The organism is Bacillus sp. LK2, from assembly GCF_001043575.1.
GTDB lineage: Bacteria > Bacillota > Bacilli > Bacillales > Bacillaceae_G > Bacillus_A > Bacillus_A paramycoides.
Genome location: NZ_LDUK01000005.1, coordinates 204772 through 224749, shown reverse-complemented (window position 1 = coordinate 224749; position 19978 = coordinate 204772). Strand labels below are relative to the sequence as shown.

19 protein-coding genes, 3 pseudogenes and 1 other annotated feature are annotated in these 19978 nt (G+C 34.3%); of the genes and pseudogenes, 13 read left to right on the top strand and 9 right to left on the bottom strand.

Annotated features, from left to right (window positions below; genetic code table 11):
- Positions 1 to 106: 106 nt before the first annotated feature.
- Positions 107 to 508 (bottom strand): IS200/IS605 family transposase, encoded by a 402-nt coding sequence (gene tnpA / locus VK90_RS06115; RefSeq protein WP_025150815.1) that lies wholly within the window; start codon positions 506 to 508, stop codon positions 107 to 109.
- 88 nt (positions 509 to 596) lie between these two features.
- Between tnpA and VK90_RS06110 the strand changes: the two genes are divergently transcribed.
- On the top strand, positions 597 to 1955 hold the full coding sequence (locus VK90_RS06110) for an RNA-guided endonuclease TnpB family protein (protein ID WP_048371240.1): 1359 nt from the start codon (positions 597 to 599) through the stop codon (positions 1953 to 1955).
- 67 nt (positions 1956 to 2022) lie between these two features.
- Positions 2023 to 2655 (top strand): annotated as a pseudogene (locus VK90_RS06105) (ATP-binding cassette domain-containing protein); the annotation flags it as partial.
- A gap of 219 nt (positions 2656 to 2874) precedes the next feature.
- On the opposite strand, the gene VK90_RS06100 reads toward VK90_RS06105, so the two are convergent.
- Positions 2875 to 4377 (bottom strand): malate:quinone oxidoreductase, encoded by a 1503-nt coding sequence (locus tag VK90_RS06100; protein WP_048371237.1) that lies wholly within the window; start codon positions 4375 to 4377, stop codon positions 2875 to 2877.
- A 430-nt stretch (positions 4378 to 4807) separates the two neighbouring features.
- Here VK90_RS06100 and VK90_RS06095 point away from each other — a divergent pair, with 430 nt between their 5' ends.
- Positions 4808 to 5854, top strand: coding sequence for a DUF2332 domain-containing protein (locus VK90_RS06095; RefSeq protein ID WP_048371235.1), 1047 nt, complete (start codon positions 4808 to 4810; stop codon positions 5852 to 5854).
- A gap of 79 nt (positions 5855 to 5933) precedes the next feature.
- On the opposite strand, the gene VK90_RS06090 is transcribed toward VK90_RS06095, so the two are convergent.
- Positions 5934 to 6416, bottom strand: a complete 483-nt coding sequence (locus tag VK90_RS06090) for a hypothetical protein (protein WP_048371232.1) — start codon at positions 6414 to 6416, stop codon at positions 5934 to 5936.
- A 128-nt stretch (positions 6417 to 6544) separates the two neighbouring features.
- Between VK90_RS06090 and VK90_RS06085 the strand changes: the two genes are divergently transcribed.
- The 5 genes from VK90_RS06085 to VK90_RS06065 all read left to right on the top strand — a co-directional run bounded on the left by VK90_RS06085 (position 6545) and on the right by VK90_RS06065 (position 11025).
- Entirely contained in the window at positions 6545 to 7123 is a 579-nt protein-coding gene (locus tag VK90_RS06085) for a sigma-70 family RNA polymerase sigma factor (RefSeq protein ID WP_048371230.1), read from the top strand.
- Positions 7113 to 8111 carry a hypothetical protein gene (locus VK90_RS06080; RefSeq protein ID WP_048371228.1) on the top strand — a complete coding sequence of 333 codons (999 nt, stop codon included), beginning with the start codon at positions 7113 to 7115 and terminating at the stop codon, positions 8109 to 8111. Before VK90_RS06085 ends, VK90_RS06080 begins: the two co-directional genes overlap by 11 nt.
- A gap of 103 nt (positions 8112 to 8214) precedes the next feature.
- Entirely contained in the window at positions 8215 to 8799 is a 585-nt protein-coding gene (locus VK90_RS06075; RefSeq protein WP_048371226.1) for a TetR/AcrR family transcriptional regulator, read from the top strand.
- 11 nt (positions 8800 to 8810) lie between these two features.
- Positions 8811 to 10361, top strand: coding sequence for an MFS transporter (locus VK90_RS06070; protein ID WP_048371222.1), 1551 nt, complete (start codon positions 8811 to 8813; stop codon positions 10359 to 10361).
- A gap of 118 nt (positions 10362 to 10479) precedes the next feature.
- The gene (locus tag VK90_RS06065) at positions 10480 to 11025 is read left to right on the top strand and encodes an NADPH-dependent FMN reductase (protein WP_048371221.1); all 546 of its coding nucleotides are present in this window, start codon (positions 10480 to 10482) and stop codon (positions 11023 to 11025) included.
- Between the two features lie 133 nt (positions 11026 to 11158).
- Here the strand turns inward: VK90_RS06065 and VK90_RS06060 are convergent, their stop codons facing one another.
- Positions 11159 to 11995, bottom strand: a complete 837-nt coding sequence (locus VK90_RS06060) for a COG4705 family protein (RefSeq protein WP_002172442.1) — start codon at positions 11993 to 11995, stop codon at positions 11159 to 11161.
- A 549-nt stretch (positions 11996 to 12544) separates the two neighbouring features.
- On the opposite strand from VK90_RS06060, the gene VK90_RS06055 reads away from it, so the two are divergent.
- Complete coding sequence (locus tag VK90_RS06055; RefSeq protein WP_002172441.1) at positions 12545 to 13102, top strand: class I SAM-dependent methyltransferase; 558 nt, start codon at positions 12545 to 12547, stop codon at positions 13100 to 13102.
- 337 nt (positions 13103 to 13439) lie between these two features.
- Here VK90_RS06055 and VK90_RS06050 read toward each other — a convergent pair whose 3' ends face one another.
- Both VK90_RS06050 and VK90_RS06045 read right to left on the bottom strand, forming a co-directional pair.
- Entirely contained in the window at positions 13440 to 13925 is a 486-nt protein-coding gene (locus tag VK90_RS06050; protein WP_048371218.1) for a GNAT family N-acetyltransferase, read from the bottom strand.
- 52 nt (positions 13926 to 13977) lie between these two features.
- The gene (locus VK90_RS06045; protein WP_048371217.1) at positions 13978 to 14358 is read right to left on the bottom strand and encodes a VOC family protein; all 381 of its coding nucleotides are present in this window, start codon (positions 14356 to 14358) and stop codon (positions 13978 to 13980) included.
- Between the two features lie 261 nt (positions 14359 to 14619).
- Between VK90_RS06045 and VK90_RS06040 the strand changes: the two genes are divergently transcribed.
- Both VK90_RS06040 and VK90_RS30540 read left to right on the top strand, forming a co-directional pair.
- On the top strand, positions 14620 to 15111 hold the full coding sequence (locus VK90_RS06040) for a hypothetical protein (RefSeq protein WP_048371215.1): 492 nt from the start codon (positions 14620 to 14622) through the stop codon (positions 15109 to 15111).
- A gap of 51 nt (positions 15112 to 15162) precedes the next feature.
- Positions 15163 to 15390: pseudogene (locus VK90_RS30540) on the top strand (GNAT family N-acetyltransferase); the annotation flags it as partial.
- A 220-nt stretch (positions 15391 to 15610) separates the two neighbouring features.
- Here the strand turns inward: VK90_RS30540 and VK90_RS06035 are convergent.
- Together VK90_RS06035 and VK90_RS06030 are read right to left on the bottom strand one after the other, a co-directional pair.
- Complete coding sequence (locus tag VK90_RS06035) at positions 15611 to 16072, bottom strand: nucleoside deaminase (RefSeq protein ID WP_048371213.1); 462 nt, start codon at positions 16070 to 16072, stop codon at positions 15611 to 15613.
- Positions 16073 to 16100: 28 nt separating this feature from the next.
- Positions 16101 to 17408 (bottom strand): purine/pyrimidine permease, encoded by a 1308-nt coding sequence (locus VK90_RS06030; protein WP_048371211.1) that lies wholly within the window; start codon positions 17406 to 17408, stop codon positions 16101 to 16103.
- A 290-nt stretch (positions 17409 to 17698) separates the two neighbouring features.
- Here VK90_RS06030 and VK90_RS06025 point away from each other — a divergent pair, with 290 nt between their 5' ends.
- Both VK90_RS06025 and VK90_RS06020 read left to right on the top strand, forming a co-directional pair.
- The gene (locus VK90_RS06025; protein WP_048371209.1) at positions 17699 to 18574 is read left to right on the top strand and encodes a LysR family transcriptional regulator; all 876 of its coding nucleotides are present in this window, start codon (positions 17699 to 17701) and stop codon (positions 18572 to 18574) included.
- 22 nt (positions 18575 to 18596) lie between these two features.
- A pseudogene (locus tag VK90_RS06020) lies at positions 18597 to 18905 on the top strand (hypothetical protein); the annotation flags it as partial.
- A 29-nt stretch (positions 18906 to 18934) separates the two neighbouring features.
- On the opposite strand, the gene VK90_RS06015 reads toward VK90_RS06020, so the two are convergent.
- Positions 18935 to 19438 carry a kinase gene (locus tag VK90_RS06015; protein WP_048371208.1) on the bottom strand — a complete coding sequence of 168 codons (504 nt, stop codon included), beginning with the start codon at positions 19436 to 19438 and terminating at the stop codon, positions 18935 to 18937.
- Between the two features lie 288 nt (positions 19439 to 19726).
- Positions 19727 to 19959 (top strand) — a binding site (T-box leader).
- The last annotated feature ends 19 nt before the right edge of the window (positions 19960 to 19978 follow it).

Below are 19978 nucleotides of genomic sequence, written 5' to 3'. Positions count from 1 at the left end.
TACCACAAGAGCCACTCATCTTTCCGTATATGACAATTGAACCAAAAATAAGAAGGCGCATTCCTCTTCAAAATCTTCGATTTAGTGGAGGTTAGCCTTCTGTAATTTACTTCCCTTGATTCTCTATGTACGCACGTATAACTTCAATTGGTTCGCTTCCCGTTGTTAGTAACATGTAACTTCTACTCCAAAAATACGGTTTCCAGTAAAAAGGTTTCAATTCATCCGGGAACTCTTTTCGTATATAGCGGGAAGTAACTGTTTTAAAACTATTCACAACATTAGCTAAGTGAATTTGTGGCGGAGCATCAAACAGGATATGTATGTGATCCTCTTCACCGTTCATTTCAATAATTGTACAATTCCACTTTGTAAATAGGTTGTGGGCAATTTCCTCGAGCCTATTTTTTATGTTTTCATTGATACAAGGATGTCTATATTTTGTAACTACAACTAAATGATATGTTAGTTTATATATTGCATGTCTATTCTTGTTAAATTCATGCATGAAACCACTCCTTATTATTTTACAACTAAATTAATATAGGTTAAGATTTTAACATACTCAAATACGAAAAGGAAGGAGGGTTTGTTGGATGTCCGCGACAAAATCCAAAACGTTAAAACATAAAATAACAAATCAAACAAACATCTTTGAACCAACGATTCAAATTTTTAATGAAGCACTTTCGTATTTTATGAATGTTATCGATAAAGAATTTTTAAGTTTGGACGATTGGAACACAAAAGGAATCGTACCGGCCGTGGAAATATTGACGCATACGACGAAAACAAACCCACTTCCTAAATATAGAGAGTTTAACCAACGGTTTTACAAGTTCCCTAGTTATTTCAGGCGCGCGGCTATCGCTTCCGCCTTCGGAAAAGTGAAAAGTTATCGTTCCTTACTCCAAAACTGGGTAGAAGAAAAAGAACAAGCGAAACAAGAGGAGAAACGTTTTTCAAAACGTCCACCTTCTTTTCAACTTGAACACAATGAATTTCCTGTATTCTACCGCGGTAACATGTTTGAAAAAGGAAGTAACCATGAAGCGAAATTAAAGTTATTTATAAAAAAAGATTGGGTTTGGGTAGATGTTACATATAAACCAATGGATTTAGAAAAGAGAGGCGTTTCAGGCTGGAAAGAATGCAATCCAAAGCTGATAAAAAGTGGTAAGAAATACTACCTAGCTATCTCCTATGAGAAGAAAATTCCGTTAAATAAAACAAACATAAAAGACCAAACGATTATTTCCGTGGACCTCGGAATGACCAATTCTGCGGTATGTTCTGCCATTCGTTCCGATGGAACTGTCATTGGACGTACATTTATTAACCAGCCAGTAGAAAAAGACCGGATGGATCGAATGAGTAAGAACGTAAAAATCGCACAAAAGGAATATGGGTACATTTCCGCTCCTAACCTTTGGAGAAAGATAAACGGTCTACAAAAACATATCATGATAGATACAGCTCGTCGCATCGTAAACTTTGCGGAACAGCACCATGCTGATGTGATTGTATTCGAATTTTTAGGGAAAATGAAATTTTCACCTAACACTTACGGAGCCGAACGACTCAAACAAAAATTGCACCATTGGTGCAAAAATGGCATTCAAAATAAAGTAAAACAAATGGCGCACTACCGAGGAATTCGTATTCGTCGGGTAAATGCTGCAAATACTAGCAAACTAGCCTACGATGGCTCAGGTGAAGTTGTACGTAATCATAAAAAAGACCTCGCAACATTCCAAAATGGCAAGGTCTATCATGCTGATTTAAATGCAGCTTACAATATAGGCGCACGTTATTTCTTACGTGAGCACCTTAAAGCTTTTTCTGAAAAGAAAAAGTTGAAACTCGAGGCAAAAGTACCTCAAGTTTCAGCCAGAACACAGCAATCCTTATCTACATTCATTAGTTTTCTTCAGGCGGTCGCACCAACGGTGTGAAAATGCTCGAGTTAACCGTATTTATGATGAAGGATGCTCCATCAAAATCTATGATTTAGGTGGAGAGGTTCACGAGAATATTTGTATCGGAATGAAAGCGAAAAAGAAAGAGCTTCGAAATAAGATTAATAAGTTACTAGAAGACTTAGGGTGGAATATTCAACTTCATGAGCTAGGATTATCGTTATCGATTGCCCAGCAACAATTAGTGGAAATATTGAGGGGATTAATAAGGGAAGCTGAGATTCTTATTTTAGATGAGCCAACATCGACATTAACAGCTCAGGAAATTAAGAGTCTTTTTGTGTTGATGAAAAGTTTAAGAGAAAAAGGAATTGGCATAATTTACATTACGCATCGTTTTCCAGAAATCTTTGAAATTGCGAATAAAGTAGCGATTTTGCGTGACGGGATGATTGTAAGTCAAGGAGATGTATCAAGTTATACATATGACATGCTAAAGGAGGGGTTATTACCGAAAGGCTATAAACTTGAGGAGAAGAAAGAGATCATCCAAGAGGAAACAGAGCATTCGGAAAAAAATTTAGATGTCACGAATGTGTCCGGTTATGTATTTCAAAATATATCATTTACTGTACACACTGGAGAAGTTGTTGGGATTGCAGGTATCGTCGGATCCGGTAGGACTGAACTAGCGGAATCGATATTTGGATTAATGCCTTTGAAATCAGGTTCCGTTTGAGAGCTAAAATATTTTAGTTGCTTCTTGTCGAATCGCTGATATATTTTTAGAATCGATCGATATAATTTGAAAATCGCCGATATAACAAAAGAAATAGTCGATATATTTAAATTTTCGCCGATATAATTTCATTCACTATATTTCTTCGTTATACAAAGTAAAAAAACGTCCGAATATATCGGACGTTTTTATTATGTCGTTTTTAAAATCTATTCATTAATTATGCACAGCTTCTTTTTCATTTAACCCAAGTGTGCGTCCTGTTGAAGCGTGAAGTTCCTGGAACAGTCTTGGATTTTCCGTTAGTGACATGCCATAAGAAGGGATCATTTCTTTTATCTTTGGCTCCCATGCTACTATACGTTCTGGGAAGCATTTTTCTAATACTTCAAGCATAACGTGAACAGCAGTAGAAGCACCTGGAGAAGCACCAAGTAACGCAGCGATTGATCCGTCAGATGCACTAACAACTTCTGTACCAAATTGAAGTGTTCCTTTACCACCAGCATCAGTATCTTTAATTACTTGCACACGTTGTCCAGCAACTACAATATCCCAATCTTCACTTTTCGCGTTCGGAATAAACTCACGTAATTCTTCCATACGTTTTTCGTGTGATAACATAACTTGTTGAATTAAGTATTTTGTTAATCCCATCTCTTTTACACCTGCTGCTAACATCGTTAAGACGTTATTCGGTTTTACAGAGCCGATTAAATCAAGATTTGAACCTGTTTTTAAGAATTTAGGTGAGAAGCCTGCAAATGGTCCAAACAGTAAAGCTTTTTTGTTGTCTATATATCTTGTATCAAGGTGAGGTACAGACATTGGTGGAGCACCAACTTTAGCTTTTCCGTATACTTTTGCATGATGCTGCTCTACAACTTTTTGGTTTTTACATACCATAAATAGTCCACTTACTGGGAATCCTCCAATATGTTTTGACTCAGGAATACCAGTCTTTTGAAGTAGAGGTAGACTACCGCCACCGCCGCCGATAAAGACAAATTTCGCAGTATGATGTTCGATTTTGCCACTATTCATATCGTGAACTTTTACTTCCCACAAACCGTTCTTCGTGCGTTTAATATTTTCAACACTATGTTTGTAGTTTAGCTCGACATTTTTAGTTTTTAAGTAATCAAACAACATGCGCGTTAACGCACCGAAATTAACATCTGTTCCAGAATCAATCTTCGTTGCAGCCATTGGTTCATTAGAGTTACGGCCTTCCATAATGAGTGGAAGCCATTTTTTTAATGTATCAGGTGCATCAGAAAATTCCATTCCTTCGAATAAAGGATTTTTCGAAAGCGCTTCAAAACGGTTTTTTAGAAACTCTACATTTTTTTCCCCTTGCACTAAACTCATATGAGGCAGTGGCATAATAAAATCTTGTGGATTACGAATTAGGTTTCTCTTTACAAGATACGCCCAAAATTGTCTTGAAAGTTGAAATTGCTCATTTACTTTGACAGCTTTACCAATATCTATAGATCCGTCAGATTTTTCGGATGTATAGTTAAGCTCACATAGCGCAGAATGTCCTGTACCGGCATTATTCCATTCGTTAGAACTTTCTTCTCCGGCATTTGCGAGTTTTTCAAATACTTTAATTTCCCATTCAGGTGCCAATTCTTTCAGTAATGATCCTAACGTTGCGCTCATAATTCCAGCGCCAATTAAGATAACGTCTGTTTTTTGCTGCATGTTGCTCATGATAATCTCTCCATCCCCTATATTGGCAAAAAAGAAAAGGTGTTTTTATTTCTAAGCCGTAAAAAGTAAACACCGCCTAGGCCCCACCTAGGAATCTATCTTTTTTGTCTCAATTATATAACCATCTCATAGTCTATTATAATAATTAATAGACTAAAATATCTAGTGTTATCTGATAATTTTAAACTATTTAACGTTTTATTTCATAGAATTCTTCTGTCATAAGGGTAAAAAGCATTGTAGTAAAGCGGAATTTGGAGAAGAATTCCAGTTTGATGTTATCTTAAAAAAATTTACTAATACTTTTATTTTTATGTTTTATCTTTGGAAATTTGTAAGAATCTGTGTTTGTGATATCTAATTTGAAGAAATAGAATAAATAACAAATAAGTGGTAAGATTATTCTGAAAATAAAGCAGGAGGGATACCAATGCTTACAAAAGAACAAATCGCAAACTTATTTCGAAATTTTTCTGTGAATGAATGTAAAGGATCAAGTGATTTATACGAGTATTTATCAATGAAAATTTCTGAAGATGAGGAAGTTCTTACGTTAGCTTCCTACGCACAACCCGGTCAACCAACCCCAAACTTATTATTAGGTGCAGTCCATTATTTATTGTTAAAAGGAATAGAACACAGTTTAAAAAGGTATTATTATAGTTTAGTTGAAGATGCTGATACCAATTTTGAAAATGCCTTTCACCATTTTAAAGATTTTTGCCATGTATATCGAGAAGAAATAATTACTTTATTACAAACGAAACTCGTTCAAACGAATGAAGTAAGACGATGTGCCTATTTGTATCCAATTTTCTGTTACATATTTAATAAAGTGAACAAACCGTTAGCGTTAATTGAAATTGGTACAAGTTCTGGATTACAACTGTTTTGGGATCAATATCGTTATTCATATGGAACGGAAGAAGTATTTGGAAACACACAGTCTAATGTTCATTTACAATCAGAAATAAAAGGGGATAAGAAGCCATCCTTTTTAAAACAAAGTCCACCTGTCGTAGAAAGAATCGGACTAGATTTACATGTGAACGATTTAAATGATGATGAAGATTATTTATGGTTACGAGCGCTTATTTGGCCAGAACATAAAGAAAGACTTGAACTATTCGATCAAGCAGCAACGCTTGTAAAAGAAAAATCAGTACAATTAATTGAAGGAGACGGTGTAGGGCTTCTCCCATCCATTGCAGATCAAATAAGGGAAGATGCGGTGATTTGTATTTTCCATACACATGTAGCGAATCAAATACCAGAAGATATGAAACGTACGCTTGAGAAACGAATTCAAGAAATCGGTGCAAATCGTGATGTATTCCACCTATATAACAACATGTGGGACCGGGACCTTCATATTGATTATTATATTAACGGAAACGAATATTGTGAAACGGTTGGGGAAACAGAAGGGCATGGAAGATGGTTTAGTTGGAAGCTTGGGGATAGAACTTTATGCTAAAGTAACCTTGATGGTTGCGGTCTTCATCACCAACATTCGTAATAAAAATAGCTGATGGAAGATACTCCATCAGCTATTTTTATTTTTCATTAAACTCATCAGGAGTCCAAGTAGCGATTTCATTCCCAGGTGCAGCAACTACAAGCCAATCCTCACATTGGACCCCAGCTTGCCAACATTCATAATAGTTGTGAAAACCATTTAGAAACATGATTTGCTCGTTTTCAAATGTAATAATTAAATGCGGAGTTTCCTTACCTAGTTGTATGTCTGTAACTTTTTGTCTTCTCATTTCAAATATTCTCTTATATTCTTCTTCCTCGGAATAATCGTCAAATTCATCCTCATTAGATGGATATTTTTCAGGTGGAGTATTAAATAAACACCATTTCGATTCAATGTTGACATGTAATTGCCCATCATAATCAACTGCAGCCTCAAAATCTGTAAAATGAATCTTTATAGTTGCTGAAGAAATACCAAATTGAACCCCATCAACTTGTGCTCCTATGAAGAGATGTTTTAATACCTTTTCTGCATAAAGTTTGTCTTCTTTGCTCATTATACGAATCCTCCTTTCTGTAATATATATTATATTTTTATTGTAATAAATAAATTTTTGTGTAAAATGAACCTTTTGTGAGAAACGGACGAATATAGTGTGAAAGATCATGAGAGGGGAACGCAATTTTGGATGAAGTAGTATTAAAAGAATGGCTATATAAAATGGAGTCCGGGGACCAAGAAGCCTTTCAGATTGTTTATGAGTACACATGTAAAGATATTTATAGAACAGTAGTATTTTTAGTAGGGAGTCAAAACCAAGATGTAGACGATATAGTTAATGAGGTGTACATCAAAATGTGGAAGTCCGTAACAAATTATGATATGAATCGTTCATTTCGTTTTTGGTTACATGGACTAGTTGTCAAACAAGTACAGGATTGGCGTCGTAAATCGTGGCGACGATTTCGAATCTTTGAAAAGAAGAAAATGTATGAACAAGATCGGTCTTACATAATGGATGAAGCTATTTTACATAAGGAAACAAGAAGTGAATTAGTAGAAGTTGTACAAAATTTATCTTATAAGCATCGTGAAGTAGTTATTATGCGTTACTTCCATGAATATAGCTTGGATGAAATTTCTATGCTTCTTCAAACCCCTGTTGGTACAGTGAAATCTCGATTACATACAGCGCTAAAACGATTAAGAACTGAAATGGAGCATATGCCAACCTTTAGGGAGGGAGAAATAAATGGATTTTGAACAATATGTAACGAATGAATTGAAAAGAAAAGCAGAGAATTTAGAGCCGTCTCCTAATCTAGAAGATAAAGTACAAGCCTCTTTTCATAAATACCAGCAATTGAAAAAGAGAGGGAAAACATCTATGAAGAAAAAGTTATTACTGGGCTTTGTAGCTGCGGCGATTCTAATACCAACCGGTACTTTTGCAGGTACAACATTAATGGATAAAATTGTTGGGACACCAGAAGAAGCAAGGCAAGATATGGGAATGACTGAGGATGGTTATAATGGGGTAATGGAACGTATAGAAATTGCTAAAAGTATATTTACAGAAGAGGACTTTGAAAAGTATGTTGCTTTATTACAGGAATCGTACCATTTTTATAAGAAAGTAAGTGTCGTAGAGAATGGAAAAAGACAATATACAGCTACCGATCGTCTAAATGCTGATGAAGAAAAAAGAGATAAAGAGGTAATGGAACAATTAAATACATATGAAGAAAGAATAAATCAACATTTTACCTATACATTTGAACAAGCTGAAAAAATAACTGGTTTTCCGATTAAGCATCCTACATATATTCCAGTTGGACATCAACTAGTATTTGAAGAGGTAAAAGCCGAAGCGACATTAGGAAAACCTATGCCGCTTATTACGATGAGATATGAAAATCGTAATGTAAAAAAACAGCCACATACTTCAGATGCAGAATTAGGTTTTACAATTCATCTTTTAGAAATCATTGAGGGAGAATATAAAGATTATTTTATTGACAGACCATTTGATAAACCCTCTGAAAGAGGACCTAATTTTTCTGGAGATATAAAGAAATATAAACTAAATGGGTATGATGTTACATTTGGAGAGCATAAAGTGTCACATGTAAGGGCTATGAAAATAGTGGTACCTGCAAAAGAAGGAAGAAATGCATATCAAGTGTATATAAACGATAGTATGCTATCTAAAAAAGAGCTTGAGAAAGTTTTACTTTCGGTTGTTGAATAGATAATGAAATTTCAGAAAAATGAAAGTGAGTAGTTACTTTCATTTTTCTTTTATGATAATATGTTAGTAACCACTTACTTACATATTGAATGGAGGAATAAAGATGGGGAAATTAACAGCGCGAGAAAAAGTTATGGAAGCTGCTACTTTATTATTTGGTGAAAAGGGGTATACAGCGACAACAATTCGTGAAGTGGCAGAAAAAGCGGGGGTAAGCGAGTTAACTATATTTCGTAATTTTAAAAATAAGGAAAATTTATTTAGAGAAAGTATTATTTTACGAACAACACCAGTTGCTTTATTAGAGGAAATAGAAGAGCAATTTACTGGTGATTTACATAAGGACCTTATGAAAGTGGCAGAAACATATATTCAAATCAATTTGCCAAAGCTAAATTATATTTGGGCTGCGTTAATAGAATCAAGACAAAATAGTGAAATGAAAACATTACTACATGAGTTAAATTCACATTTAGTGAATCATTTAGAAACATATTTAAAGCAGCTTGGAGAGAAGGGGCATATTTCTTCTTGTAACTACCGTTTAATAGCGAATATGTTTTACGGACAACTGTTTTTATACATTATGAATGTTAGTATAGCGGAAGAAGAAATTCAGTTAGAAGAGTATATAGAGACTTGTGTAAATTTATTTATGAATGGGATTTTAAATAAAGAAAACGAATAGGGGTGGGGGAATTGCGAAATACATTTGCATTAATTGCATTAATTGCAGGTTTTTTTATGGCAATTTTAGATTCAAACATTGTGAATATCGCATTACCAGAAATGACAAAGACATTTCATACGTCAATTGATACCATTTCTTGGATTGCTAATAGTTATAATGTTGCCTTTGTATCGTGTTTATTAATTGCAGCACGTCTTGCGGACCAGTTTGGTCGCAAGAAGCTGTATATTATCGGTTTATTAGGGTTTTCTATTAGTTCGCTTATGTGTGGTATTGCCACTTCTTTTCATACATTAGTAGCTTTTAGGATAATACAGGGAATCTCAGCAGCAATTATCGTACCAGTTGCTATGCCTCTTGGTCTTAAGTTAGTACCGAAAAAGAAACAAGGTATGATAGGTGGTATTATGGGAGCTTTCGGAGGATTAGCAGCGGCAATTGGGCCTTCACTTGGTGGTGTTTTAACTGATAAATTGAATTGGAGCTGGGTGTTTTTTATTAATGTCCCAGTTGGTATATTATCTTTAATCTTCGTGATTCTTTGTATTAAAGAATCGTATGATCATACTGCAAGCTCTAAAATAGATTGGGCGGGTATGATTACTTCTGCATCTGCACTATGCTTACTTGTATATGCACTCATACAAGTAAATACAAATCATTTAAGCGCGATAAGCTTAATTCTTCTTTTTATGCTTTCATTAATAAGTTTTATATTATTTTTCATTATTGAAAAGAAAAGTAATAATCCAATGTTACCTTTAAAGTTGTTTTCATATAAAGAGTTTTCAATTTCAAACCTTTCCTTATTTTTCGTTGGGATGGGGTTAATGAATTTTTTATTTATACTTGCTTTTTATTTTGTTCAAGTAGAAGGAATGTCTGAACTACAGTCAGGTTTAATTATTAGCACTTTAGCCATTGTTTCAATGATTGTTACTGGAGTAGTAACACCAATCGCAGCAAAACGAGGTAGTGTATTAATAGGTAGTACAGGGATGATTGCTTTTATCATAGCTTCGTATTTATTTAGTCAGATAGATTCAAACTTTACTACATGGGATTATATATGGCGATTAGTGATCGTTGGAATTGGAACAGGTTGTACTTTAGCACCGTATACAACAACTGCGGTTTTAAATGTGCCAGGTGAAAAATCAGGTGTTGCTTCAAGTGTATGTAATATCTCTAGAACGGTCGGAAGTATTGTAGGGGTAGCAATACTGGTCATGTTTTTGAATCATCAATTGTTAGTTGAAAAAGAAAAAGTAGATAGGGAAGTAATAACTGTGATTGAAAAAAGTAATTTAACAAATATAGAAAGAGAACAAGTGTTGCAAGTGATGAAAGGAATTGATAAAAATCAAAACAGCATGTTAAAGTCTGAAGAGGCGAATAAGCTTTACGAGAAAATGAAGCAACAACATAAACAAGGAATTGTATATAGTTTTGATAAAACATTTTTAATGGGTTCAGTTATTTTTACTTTAGCGCTCATTTGTAATGTAGTTGGTATGTATGTAAGTAGGAAAAAAGGTACAATTTCGTTAATAGGTTAGTTTTATTGCATAATATTATTATGTAAACAAAATTAGAGTATGTACACCTAACTAAATAGTTCAATATTTTTGATTTTTCTTTGGTTACAAAAATATAGTATTCGTAGGAGGGGATCATATGAGTAAACACAAAAAAATCATAGCGATTTCAGGCAGTATTAGGGAAAGATCATCCAACACAAACGTATTAAAAGCTTTAGCAGCATTTATTCCAGATGGAGTAGATTACACCATTTATAAAGGAATAGAGGAACTTCCTCATTTCAATCCGGATGTAGATCGAGTGGGGGCACCGGTTGTTGTTGAAGAGTTTCGAAAGACATTAAGTGAATCACATGCATTGATTATTTGTACACCAGAGTACGCAAAAGGCATACCAGGAGTTTTAAAAAATGCATTAGAATGGCTTGTTTCATCAGCGGAACTATATAAAAAACCAGTGGCTATCATAACAGCTTCACCGTCAATTACGGGAGGGGATAAAGCCCATGAATCTTTGTTACTTACACTGGGTATGATTGATACAGTTGTCGTTCAAAATGGTTCGGTATTAATCCCATCTGTGCGTACTAAATTTAGTGATGATGCAAAAGTTACAGATGAGGATACAAAGCAAGCTCTTATTTCTTTAATTCAAAGTATAGTAGACGAAATAAGGGAATAATGATTTGTTTTATATAAAGGCAATACTACCGTTAGTTTAAACGTAGTATTGCCTTTTCATTTTTTTTTGGCTGAAATTTTGTACTAATGATTAGGAAATCATGTCACCTATTTTAAGGTTTAGATAAAATATATTAATTTATGCTCGGGTTCACGTCTTTTTTCGTCTTGGTCAAATAAATAACTAAGCTCAAGATTGTTGCGAGGAAAATTACGCTTGTTCCCACGGTACCGAGACCAAGACCACCAGCATCGTGAGGCTGTGATAGATAGTCGCCAAAAGAGGCGCCGAAAGGACGAGTTAATATATAAGCGATCCAAAAGGCCAACACTGCATTTAATTTGAAGCGGTAGTAAGCGACGGTTACAGCCCCAATTAATGCGGCAAATATGAGCGCTGAAATCCAGTAACCTAAGTTGAGACTCTCTGCTACGAGATCACCAGCTGCAGTACCTAAGGCGAAGGTGAACAGGATAGCCAACCAGTAGAATGCTTCTCGCTTTGTTGTGTAAATAGAGTGAATGGACAGTGTCTTCTCACTCACATACCAAGCAGCAAAAGTTGCCAGTAAGACAATGGTGAAAACGATGGTGGTCGTCTCAAGAGCGACCCCGAAGTTGTCCGTAAGATTGTCGGTGACCAGCGTACCAACAACACTAATCAGCAAGACAGTGAGCCAGTAAATCCCTGGAACATACTTCTTCAATCTGAACTGGAATACTAGTGTGATGAACAAGAGAGCACTCATAACAAAGGTCGTTTTAGTCAAGCCAAAGTTCAAGTTTGTATTTAAGAAGTCTGCGCCTGTTTCACCCACTGTAGTTGCCATGATTTTGATAATCCAGAAGAAAATCGTAACTTCTGGAACCTTGTTCAGCATCTGCCAGCCTCGTGATGAAACGGGAGCGACTTCATTAGAAATAGATGGATTTTCTCTATTCTTATCCTGATCCTTCTCATAATATTTCATGTATGATTCCTCCTTACTAGTTATTTATGTATAAACAGAGTGTAACTAATAAGAATGAGATTCAGATGAAAATAGGATGAAAAAAACATTAAAAAAAGATGAAAAAAAGAAATTTCTAAAGTGTCTTTTTTATTTAACAAATACAGTTAAAAAACTATATCCTTTCTTTGTTTGCGGAATAGAATAGAAAATACAGCAAAATTGACACTCTTCATTTGATATCCTAAGTTGGTCGTTTTCTGCAAAATAAAAGTGCAGAGCAATATTAGTTTGACATGGAGTCTCTACAAGCATGACTCACATGCCAAGAACGTCATAATAACAAGCATTTGGTGCTATTATACTTGTTTCTCCATGTTAAAGCATGTGTGACTTGTTGTTTGTAATACTATGTATTTTTGTTTTACAAACAACAAGTTGGTGACTAATCGTTTAAGTGTCTTTTGTATTTAGGGGGACATTAAGAATATCTTATGTATTTCTCATCATATTTTAATATTTTTTTAGTAGAGTATACCTTGTATCCTACAAGGAAAGAGGAAGAAGACTATGCATGTACTACGTTTTTTAAGTGAATATATAAAACACCCAAGAACTGTAGGAGCAGTATTGTCAAGTTCTAAGCAACTTGCAAAACAAATGGTAGCCCCTATAAATTTTGAACAAGCAAAATGCATTATTGAGTATGGACCAGGAACTGGAGTGTTTACGGAACAGCTCATTCAACATAAACATAATGAAACAGTATTGTTAATCATTGAGAATAATGCACGGTTTTACCGTATACTTCATGAGCGATATTCACACATGGAAAATGTGTACATTATTCATGACTCTGCCGAATATACGGAAAAGTACGTTCAGAAATATAAAATTAACCAAGTGGATTATATTATTTCAGGATTGCCATTTACCAGTTTATCCCTTGATACTTCTACAAAGATATTACAGGTAACAAAAGAAGTATTAAGGGAAGAAGGGAAATTTATTACTTTCCAATATACACGCTTTAAACAACAATTTTTCCGTTCTTTTTTTGCAAATATTGAGGTGAAGAAAATAAACTGGAATATTCCACCGGCTTTCGTGTTCACTTGCTTTATGTAAGGTGATGGGAAGGTGCGAAACCAAATCACTATTACGCAAAAGAAATGAATTATTTCCAACATAAAAAATGAACGATTCTTCCTGTGAAAATTACAGAAAGAATCGTTCATTTTTTTGCCAGAAATATAAACTATAACTTTCATTTTGGACTATTAAAAGGGTGGAATACTTTGCGGCAGCACCTTCTTCTTGATCCTAAGTGGCGAATATTGACATGTTCGAATGTGCTTTAGGGTGATTATTCCTAGAATGAGGTTTTCAGACCTATCAATGAATCGAAATAATAAATAAAAGTCAATACTACATGAATCTCAAATGCAGCATTGACTAAATAAAGTTAAATATATTTATTTAAAATCTCCCCAGGTAATCCATCAATCTCACAAACTATATCTGATGTAAAACCAACGTTTATTAATATTTTTCGAGAGGGGATATTGTTTGGATCGATAATTGCCTTTAGTACATTCACTTCTGTCTGCTTCGCTATTTCAATTAATTCACTTGCAATACAACTACCATATCTTTTTCCCCAGTGTTCTGGCAATATCATATAACCAAGTTCAGCTTCTTTTAAATCATCCTCATTCACTGTTACATGTCCAAGGCCGATAAATTCATTTGTTGCACTGTCATAAACTTTATAAGACCCAAACAGTTTATGTTTTTGATTGCACCTTAACAATTTTTCATAGTCGTTTTGCGCTTCTTCTAACGGAATAGCACGCTCTGTAATTTGTGCCATCACGCTTTCATTTGATACGAGCTGGAAGTATTGATTAAAATCTGTTGCTTCAAATTTTTTGAAATGTAGTTTATGCAAATGATTCCTCCAAACGAATTTTTATTTGTTCTTCAGAAAAGATAAACGATAGTTAAATGGTGAGCTCTATTTGATTGCCTTCTGGGTCGCTTATTACACTTTCGTAATAGCCATCTCCAGTGAAACGTGGTCCATTTAATAAAGGATAACCAGCTTCTTTTAACTTTTTTGTTAGTTCATTTACACGTTCTTCACTTCCAACAGAGAAAGCCATATGTGCATAGCCAGTTATATTAAGATTAGGCTCGTTTTCTATACCTTTCTTACGCATAATTTCAAGGCGCGCTCCGGATGCGAACGTAATAAAATATGATTCAAATTGTTTTGCTTCATTATGATATAAAGAGTTTGGTTTGCCGTTGAAATACTTCGTATAAAAATTACGCATCATTTCTAAATCATTTACCCAAATTGCAATATGTTCGATTTTCATTCGTTTCACCAATCCTTTCTTTATGTAAATTAAAAAATATGTACTCTGAAATAATTAGCGAAGGTGAACAACACTAATTAGATGTTCACTTTATTAAATTTACAATCATATTGCAAGAAATAAGAATGGACGTTAGGAAAAATCAAATTGTAACGAAAAAGTTTTAATAATGGTATTAGATAATTTTTAAGTCATAACATGCATACAATGTCTAATTAAGTGAATTACGTACGTCAAAATTGCAAATAAGGAGGGACATTTGTGGGGCAAATTGAACAAATGATAATTGTCGGCATTTCTCTGTCTTTTATACTGTCTATTATGATATTAGGGTCTACATATTATAATCCTCGCCTTTGGTTAAATGATTATCCGAAAGATATTCAAAAAGTAGTTTTGCCAAAATCGATAAATGAAAAACAACAAACGTTTTATTTCGGAATTATTTACAATATTATTCTCTTCGGAACACCTTTAATTTCTACATATATACTACATCACCATGAAAAATTATTGTATATTGAGGCCTATTTACATACTTTGGGGATTGTAATGATTTTCAATTTAGTAGATTTATTGATAATCGATTGGCTTATATTTTGCTGGATTACTCCGAGGTTTGTTGTTATTCCTAGTACAGAAGGAATGAAAGGGTATAAAGACTATATGTTTCACTTAAGAGGTGCAATAGCCGGAACGCCATTTTTAGCAATTGTAAGTTTATTTTTGGCAGGAATTGCGACAACTATTTAGTATAAGGAAGAGGGGGAGGAAACGTAAATACTATACTTAAAAGAGAAAATAATTAGCTTTTTGATTAGAGAATTAGAAAAAGATGATCGTTTTACAGTAAATGCTCGGTTAGTTCTTTCTGTTTGAAAAATAAATAACAAAATAGAATATACAGTCGAAGAAGTGACTAGCTATGAAAAAAGTTATTTAGAAGATCAATATGAAGAAGATGAAGAACTAGCGTAAAATGAATATATAAATAATCCTAATTAAATAATTTACATAGTGCTCTCACATAACTAGATCGTAGAAGTTATGATAGTGAAAAAGAATTGGGATCTCTTTTCACTATAAAAAAAGCCCTTTAGATAAACAGATCTAAAGGGCAAGACATAGCGTCTTTTTTATAAACACCGTGACTTTATTTAAAAGTGGCATCCACTCTTTTTATTTGAGGAGTGGATGTTTTTATATTCTGCGTTGTTCTCTCTTAGAAAACACGTTCTGTTGCACATATAATTTATTTATTCTTTTCTTTCCAAAGAGCAAAAGGATTCTTTTCGTGATGATTTTTATCGAGTTTTAATAATTTTATGTCGCGTTGTTCTTTTGGAAGAGCTATTTGTTGATAAACGTATTTTGTTCCTAATCCAATTTCTTCTTCCTCTTGTGCGGTATAAGAATAATAAACATGTTGAAGATTCGCCCAGTAAATGGCACTTAAACACATCGGGCAGGGCTCTCCACTTGCATATAGTATGCAGTCGGAAAGATCAGATGTACCAAGAATGCGACAAGCCTGACGGATAGCTAGAAGTTCAGCATGCGCAGTGGGATCATGTGTTTTAAGAACATCATTTACTCCCTTCGCAACAATCTCACCATCTTTAACAAGCACTGCACCAAATGGTTTTCCTTTTTTGTTTTTGGTATTTTCGTAAGCTAAATCAATTGCCAATTTCATGAATTTTTCGTGATTCATTAAAAAACACCCCTTTAAAAATTAAATTTTAAATATGATTTTTTTCACTCATGTTTTTTGTTTTCCATAGTTGTTCTAGCACAATTACGATGATTGTCCCAACAATGAGACCATTGCTTAAAATATATTGAAAAATAGTAGGCAGACCATTAAATATTGCTTTAGGAAGAAACATTAATCCAATACCGATTAGCAATGTGATTCCTAATATAGTTAGCCGGCGTTGATCTAATTCGTCTTTCAAAAGGGATTGAAACGAGATCCCAATCATTTGGACAAAGGATGCTAAACTTGCGGCACAAGCGACAGGGCCAGGAAGCGTAGCTAAGAAGTCGACGACTGACGGAACAACGGCTATACCTGCTAAGGCTAAACTTGCTACTAGGAAAGGCATTATTCGTTTTTGCTCGGTTAATCGGATAAAACCCGCCGATACTGGCAATGGTACAATTCCAATTGTCGAAAAAAGAGCTGATATAACATGTGTAATACCGCCTGCCCAACTGGCGCGGTTAATGATTTGTTTTTCGGATTCTCCTGATTCTGGAACCACTTGTTTAACAGCCGTAACGGCCGCTATCGTATTAGAGACTAAAATAAACGTAAATATAATTGAGGTTATAACCATTCCAGCATTTAACTGCGGAGTCCCCCAAGCAAAAATGTCTGGTAATTTAATAAAGGAATCTGGTGTGGAAATCGTGTTGGAGCTTTTTCCTAATAAGAAATATAGTAACCAACCAAATAAAATCCCTAACAGTACGGAGTAACTTTTCATCCATCCTTTTCCTTTAATTGATAGCACTATTACTAGAACAAATACGCCAAATGAAATCGCTGCTGTTTGATAATCTAGGTTGGATTGTCCTTGTATACCGAGCATTCCCTCTAAAAAAACACCACTAAGTTGAAGACTCAGAATCAAAAGAAAAGAACCAGTAACTAAAGGAGTAAACAAAAACAACAGCCGATTAACCAGGCCGGTTATGCCAAGAATAACTAGTAAAAACCCTGTAACTAGCAAACCACCTTCTAAAAGTTGTAATGTTTCTTTCATGTTTTCTCCCTGCTGGGTCGCCATACCCGCTAAGATGACAAATACACTGACCCATGAACCTGCAGGTCCGTCAGCGATCGGATAGCGATGTCCGAAACATCCTTGTATAAAAGAGCTAATGCCCACCACAAAAAAAGTTCGTTGCATCAAATCGGATATTTCCTCGATTGATAAATGAAATACTCCCCCGATTACGATTGGCAATGCAACAGAAGTGGCCAGCAGGAAAAAGAACCATTGAAAGATGCTTAATGCGCTGTAAAAACGTTGTTTCTCCATATTGTTTCACCTTCATATAAAATATTTATTTTTTCCAAGTACCAATAGAAATTAGTTCTAATTGACTTGAAAATTAAGATTTCCCGCGAGAAAAGCTTTTATTAACCTATCTAGATGCCCTAACTAACCTCTGTAAATTTTTTTGCTTAAAAGTGCATCGTTTTTTAAGGCTACTACGGGAAATTTCTTTTCATCTAAAATTATGATATCTTAGAATTTGGTATATGAAAAATATAAAAAAAATTAATTTTACTAAAGGTTTTCATATAATGAGGGGGTTTTTTCCATTTATGGATATTAGACAACTGCGATATTTCATAGCAATTGTAGAAGAAAGAAAAATTTCTGCTGCTGCTGAAAGACTTCATATCTCCCAGCCGCCGCTAAGCCAGCATCTAAAAGCAATGGAAGAGGAATTAGGAACGAAATTAATAGAGAGAACTGGGAAATTTTTAGAAGTGACGGAAGCAGGAAAAGCCTTATATAAATATGCACTACAAATGACTCATTTAATGGAAGAAGCCAAAATGGAAGTAAAGGAGGTCGGAAACGGGGTAAGCGGAAGACTAACGATAGGTATCAATACTTTTTCAGTAGACGGATTACCTGAATTACTTAACCAATTTCACAAAAAATATCCTAAGGTTACATATAAAGTTCATCAAAATGAGTCATCTCATCTTTGTCAATTAGTGAGAGACAGGATTGTAGAGCTGGCGATTATACGATTACCGCTCGAGTTAGATGATTTTTCAACTATCCATCTTTATACAGAACCTTTTTACTTTATTACTTCAAATAAAAAGCACCCTTTTAATCATCAAGTTACGCTTGCTGAAATTCAAAACTTCCCTCTAATAATACCGAGTACAGAAGGATTGGGAGTTTATTATATGATTTTAGAAGCATTTTCAAAAGCGCAACTACATCCGAATATTATTGCCGAATGCTCTGACATCTCACTTTTATTAGAGTTAGTCGCAGGTAATTTTGGAGAAGCTATTGTACCAGAAACTGTAATTAAACAATACAAAAACTACAATATCCAGGCTTTCAAAATTACAGATGCAGAGCTATCTGCATCCGCGAGCTTAATATGGCTGAAGAATCATTACCTATCAAAAAACGCTCAAAACTTTATAAAACTGTTAAGGATGAACAACTAGCAAAACACGGACTTACTGAGTTAATGTAAAGCTAACGAATATAAAAAATGAAGATATACCTACTGATGAAGACAGTTACTGGGAAGCCTTTGACTTATTCGGTTCGGAATATGTATGTAGATTGTTAGGAGCGCCTTTATACGATGATGTTCCAGAAGATTTAGGATGTCCCACTTGTTCGAAAGAGATGAAATATGTTACTACAATTACACAAGTTATTGAGGAAGGAGAACTTATTTCAGTAGTTGATTTTCGGTTTGGTGAAATGAATATATATTTTTACTTATGTAAAGAGTGTTCAGTTATGAAAACTAAAATACAAGGAACATAATAAAGTAAGACTGACATGATGAGTCAGTCTTATTTTTGTAGTGTAACATCATTAACAATCGCATGAAATATGTCTTTTTGCGTAAAATTATCTGTAAAGACAGTTTCTCTATCAACTTCAATTGTATCGTGCGGGTTATACCATTTACTTAATAAATCTTCTCCAAATTCAAGTCGCTTTTCTCTCGTATTATGCCGTCTAATCGTTTCTTCAAGTGATAAGTCAAAATAATATGTATAAGCGTTTCCTTCAAAATAATGTATTAATTCTTTTAACATATCACCGTACCTACGACTGTTTAGTATACCTTCTAAAATAACAAATTCGCATTTTCCTTTTCCGTACTTCGTAATCTCAAAAATTAAATCATGAGATAGATTGCCCATTGTGTCGTGGACTTTTAACATATCTCTACGCACAACATCTTGAGACAGTAATAGTGTACCTTGACCGAAATGTTCTTGCAGTTCTTTTGCGATTGTTGTCTTGCCGCTTGCGGAGTTTCCTCGAAGAATGATTAATGTTGATTTCAAAGTCTCATCTCCAGATTGTTTTAGTTTTTGTAAAAATATCTTTATATGGAAAATTTCTCATTTGGTTAAGTAATAGTTTATGATATTAAATTTGAGTTGAACAGTATAAGCTCTTATTGTGATTTGATTTGGGGATTTTTAAGATAAAACGAATATGTAAACTCATCGTAAATAACCTCCAGTGTATTTGTGGTTTGATTATATGAACTCTTTATTTTAAAGATGCAATAATTCCTTGATAAGTAAACAGAATTATTGTAAAGTAATGATAATTAAAATTTATATTGTTTGAAAGCGATGAAAGGAAATAGTAACAGGTATCTTTTCTTTTAGAGAGTCGGTGGGTGGTGTGAACCGATAGAAAGAGCTTGTGAATCCGTCCTTGAGCGAAATGTGGAACACTTCAAAATATGAAGTTAGTAATCGTTTCCGGCTAAAAGCCGTTAATATTTTAAGTGGAAGGCGTATATTTTCTGCGCTTTTAACTAGGGTGGCAACGCGGGTTAACTCTCGTCCCTTTTATAGGGACGGGAGTTTTTT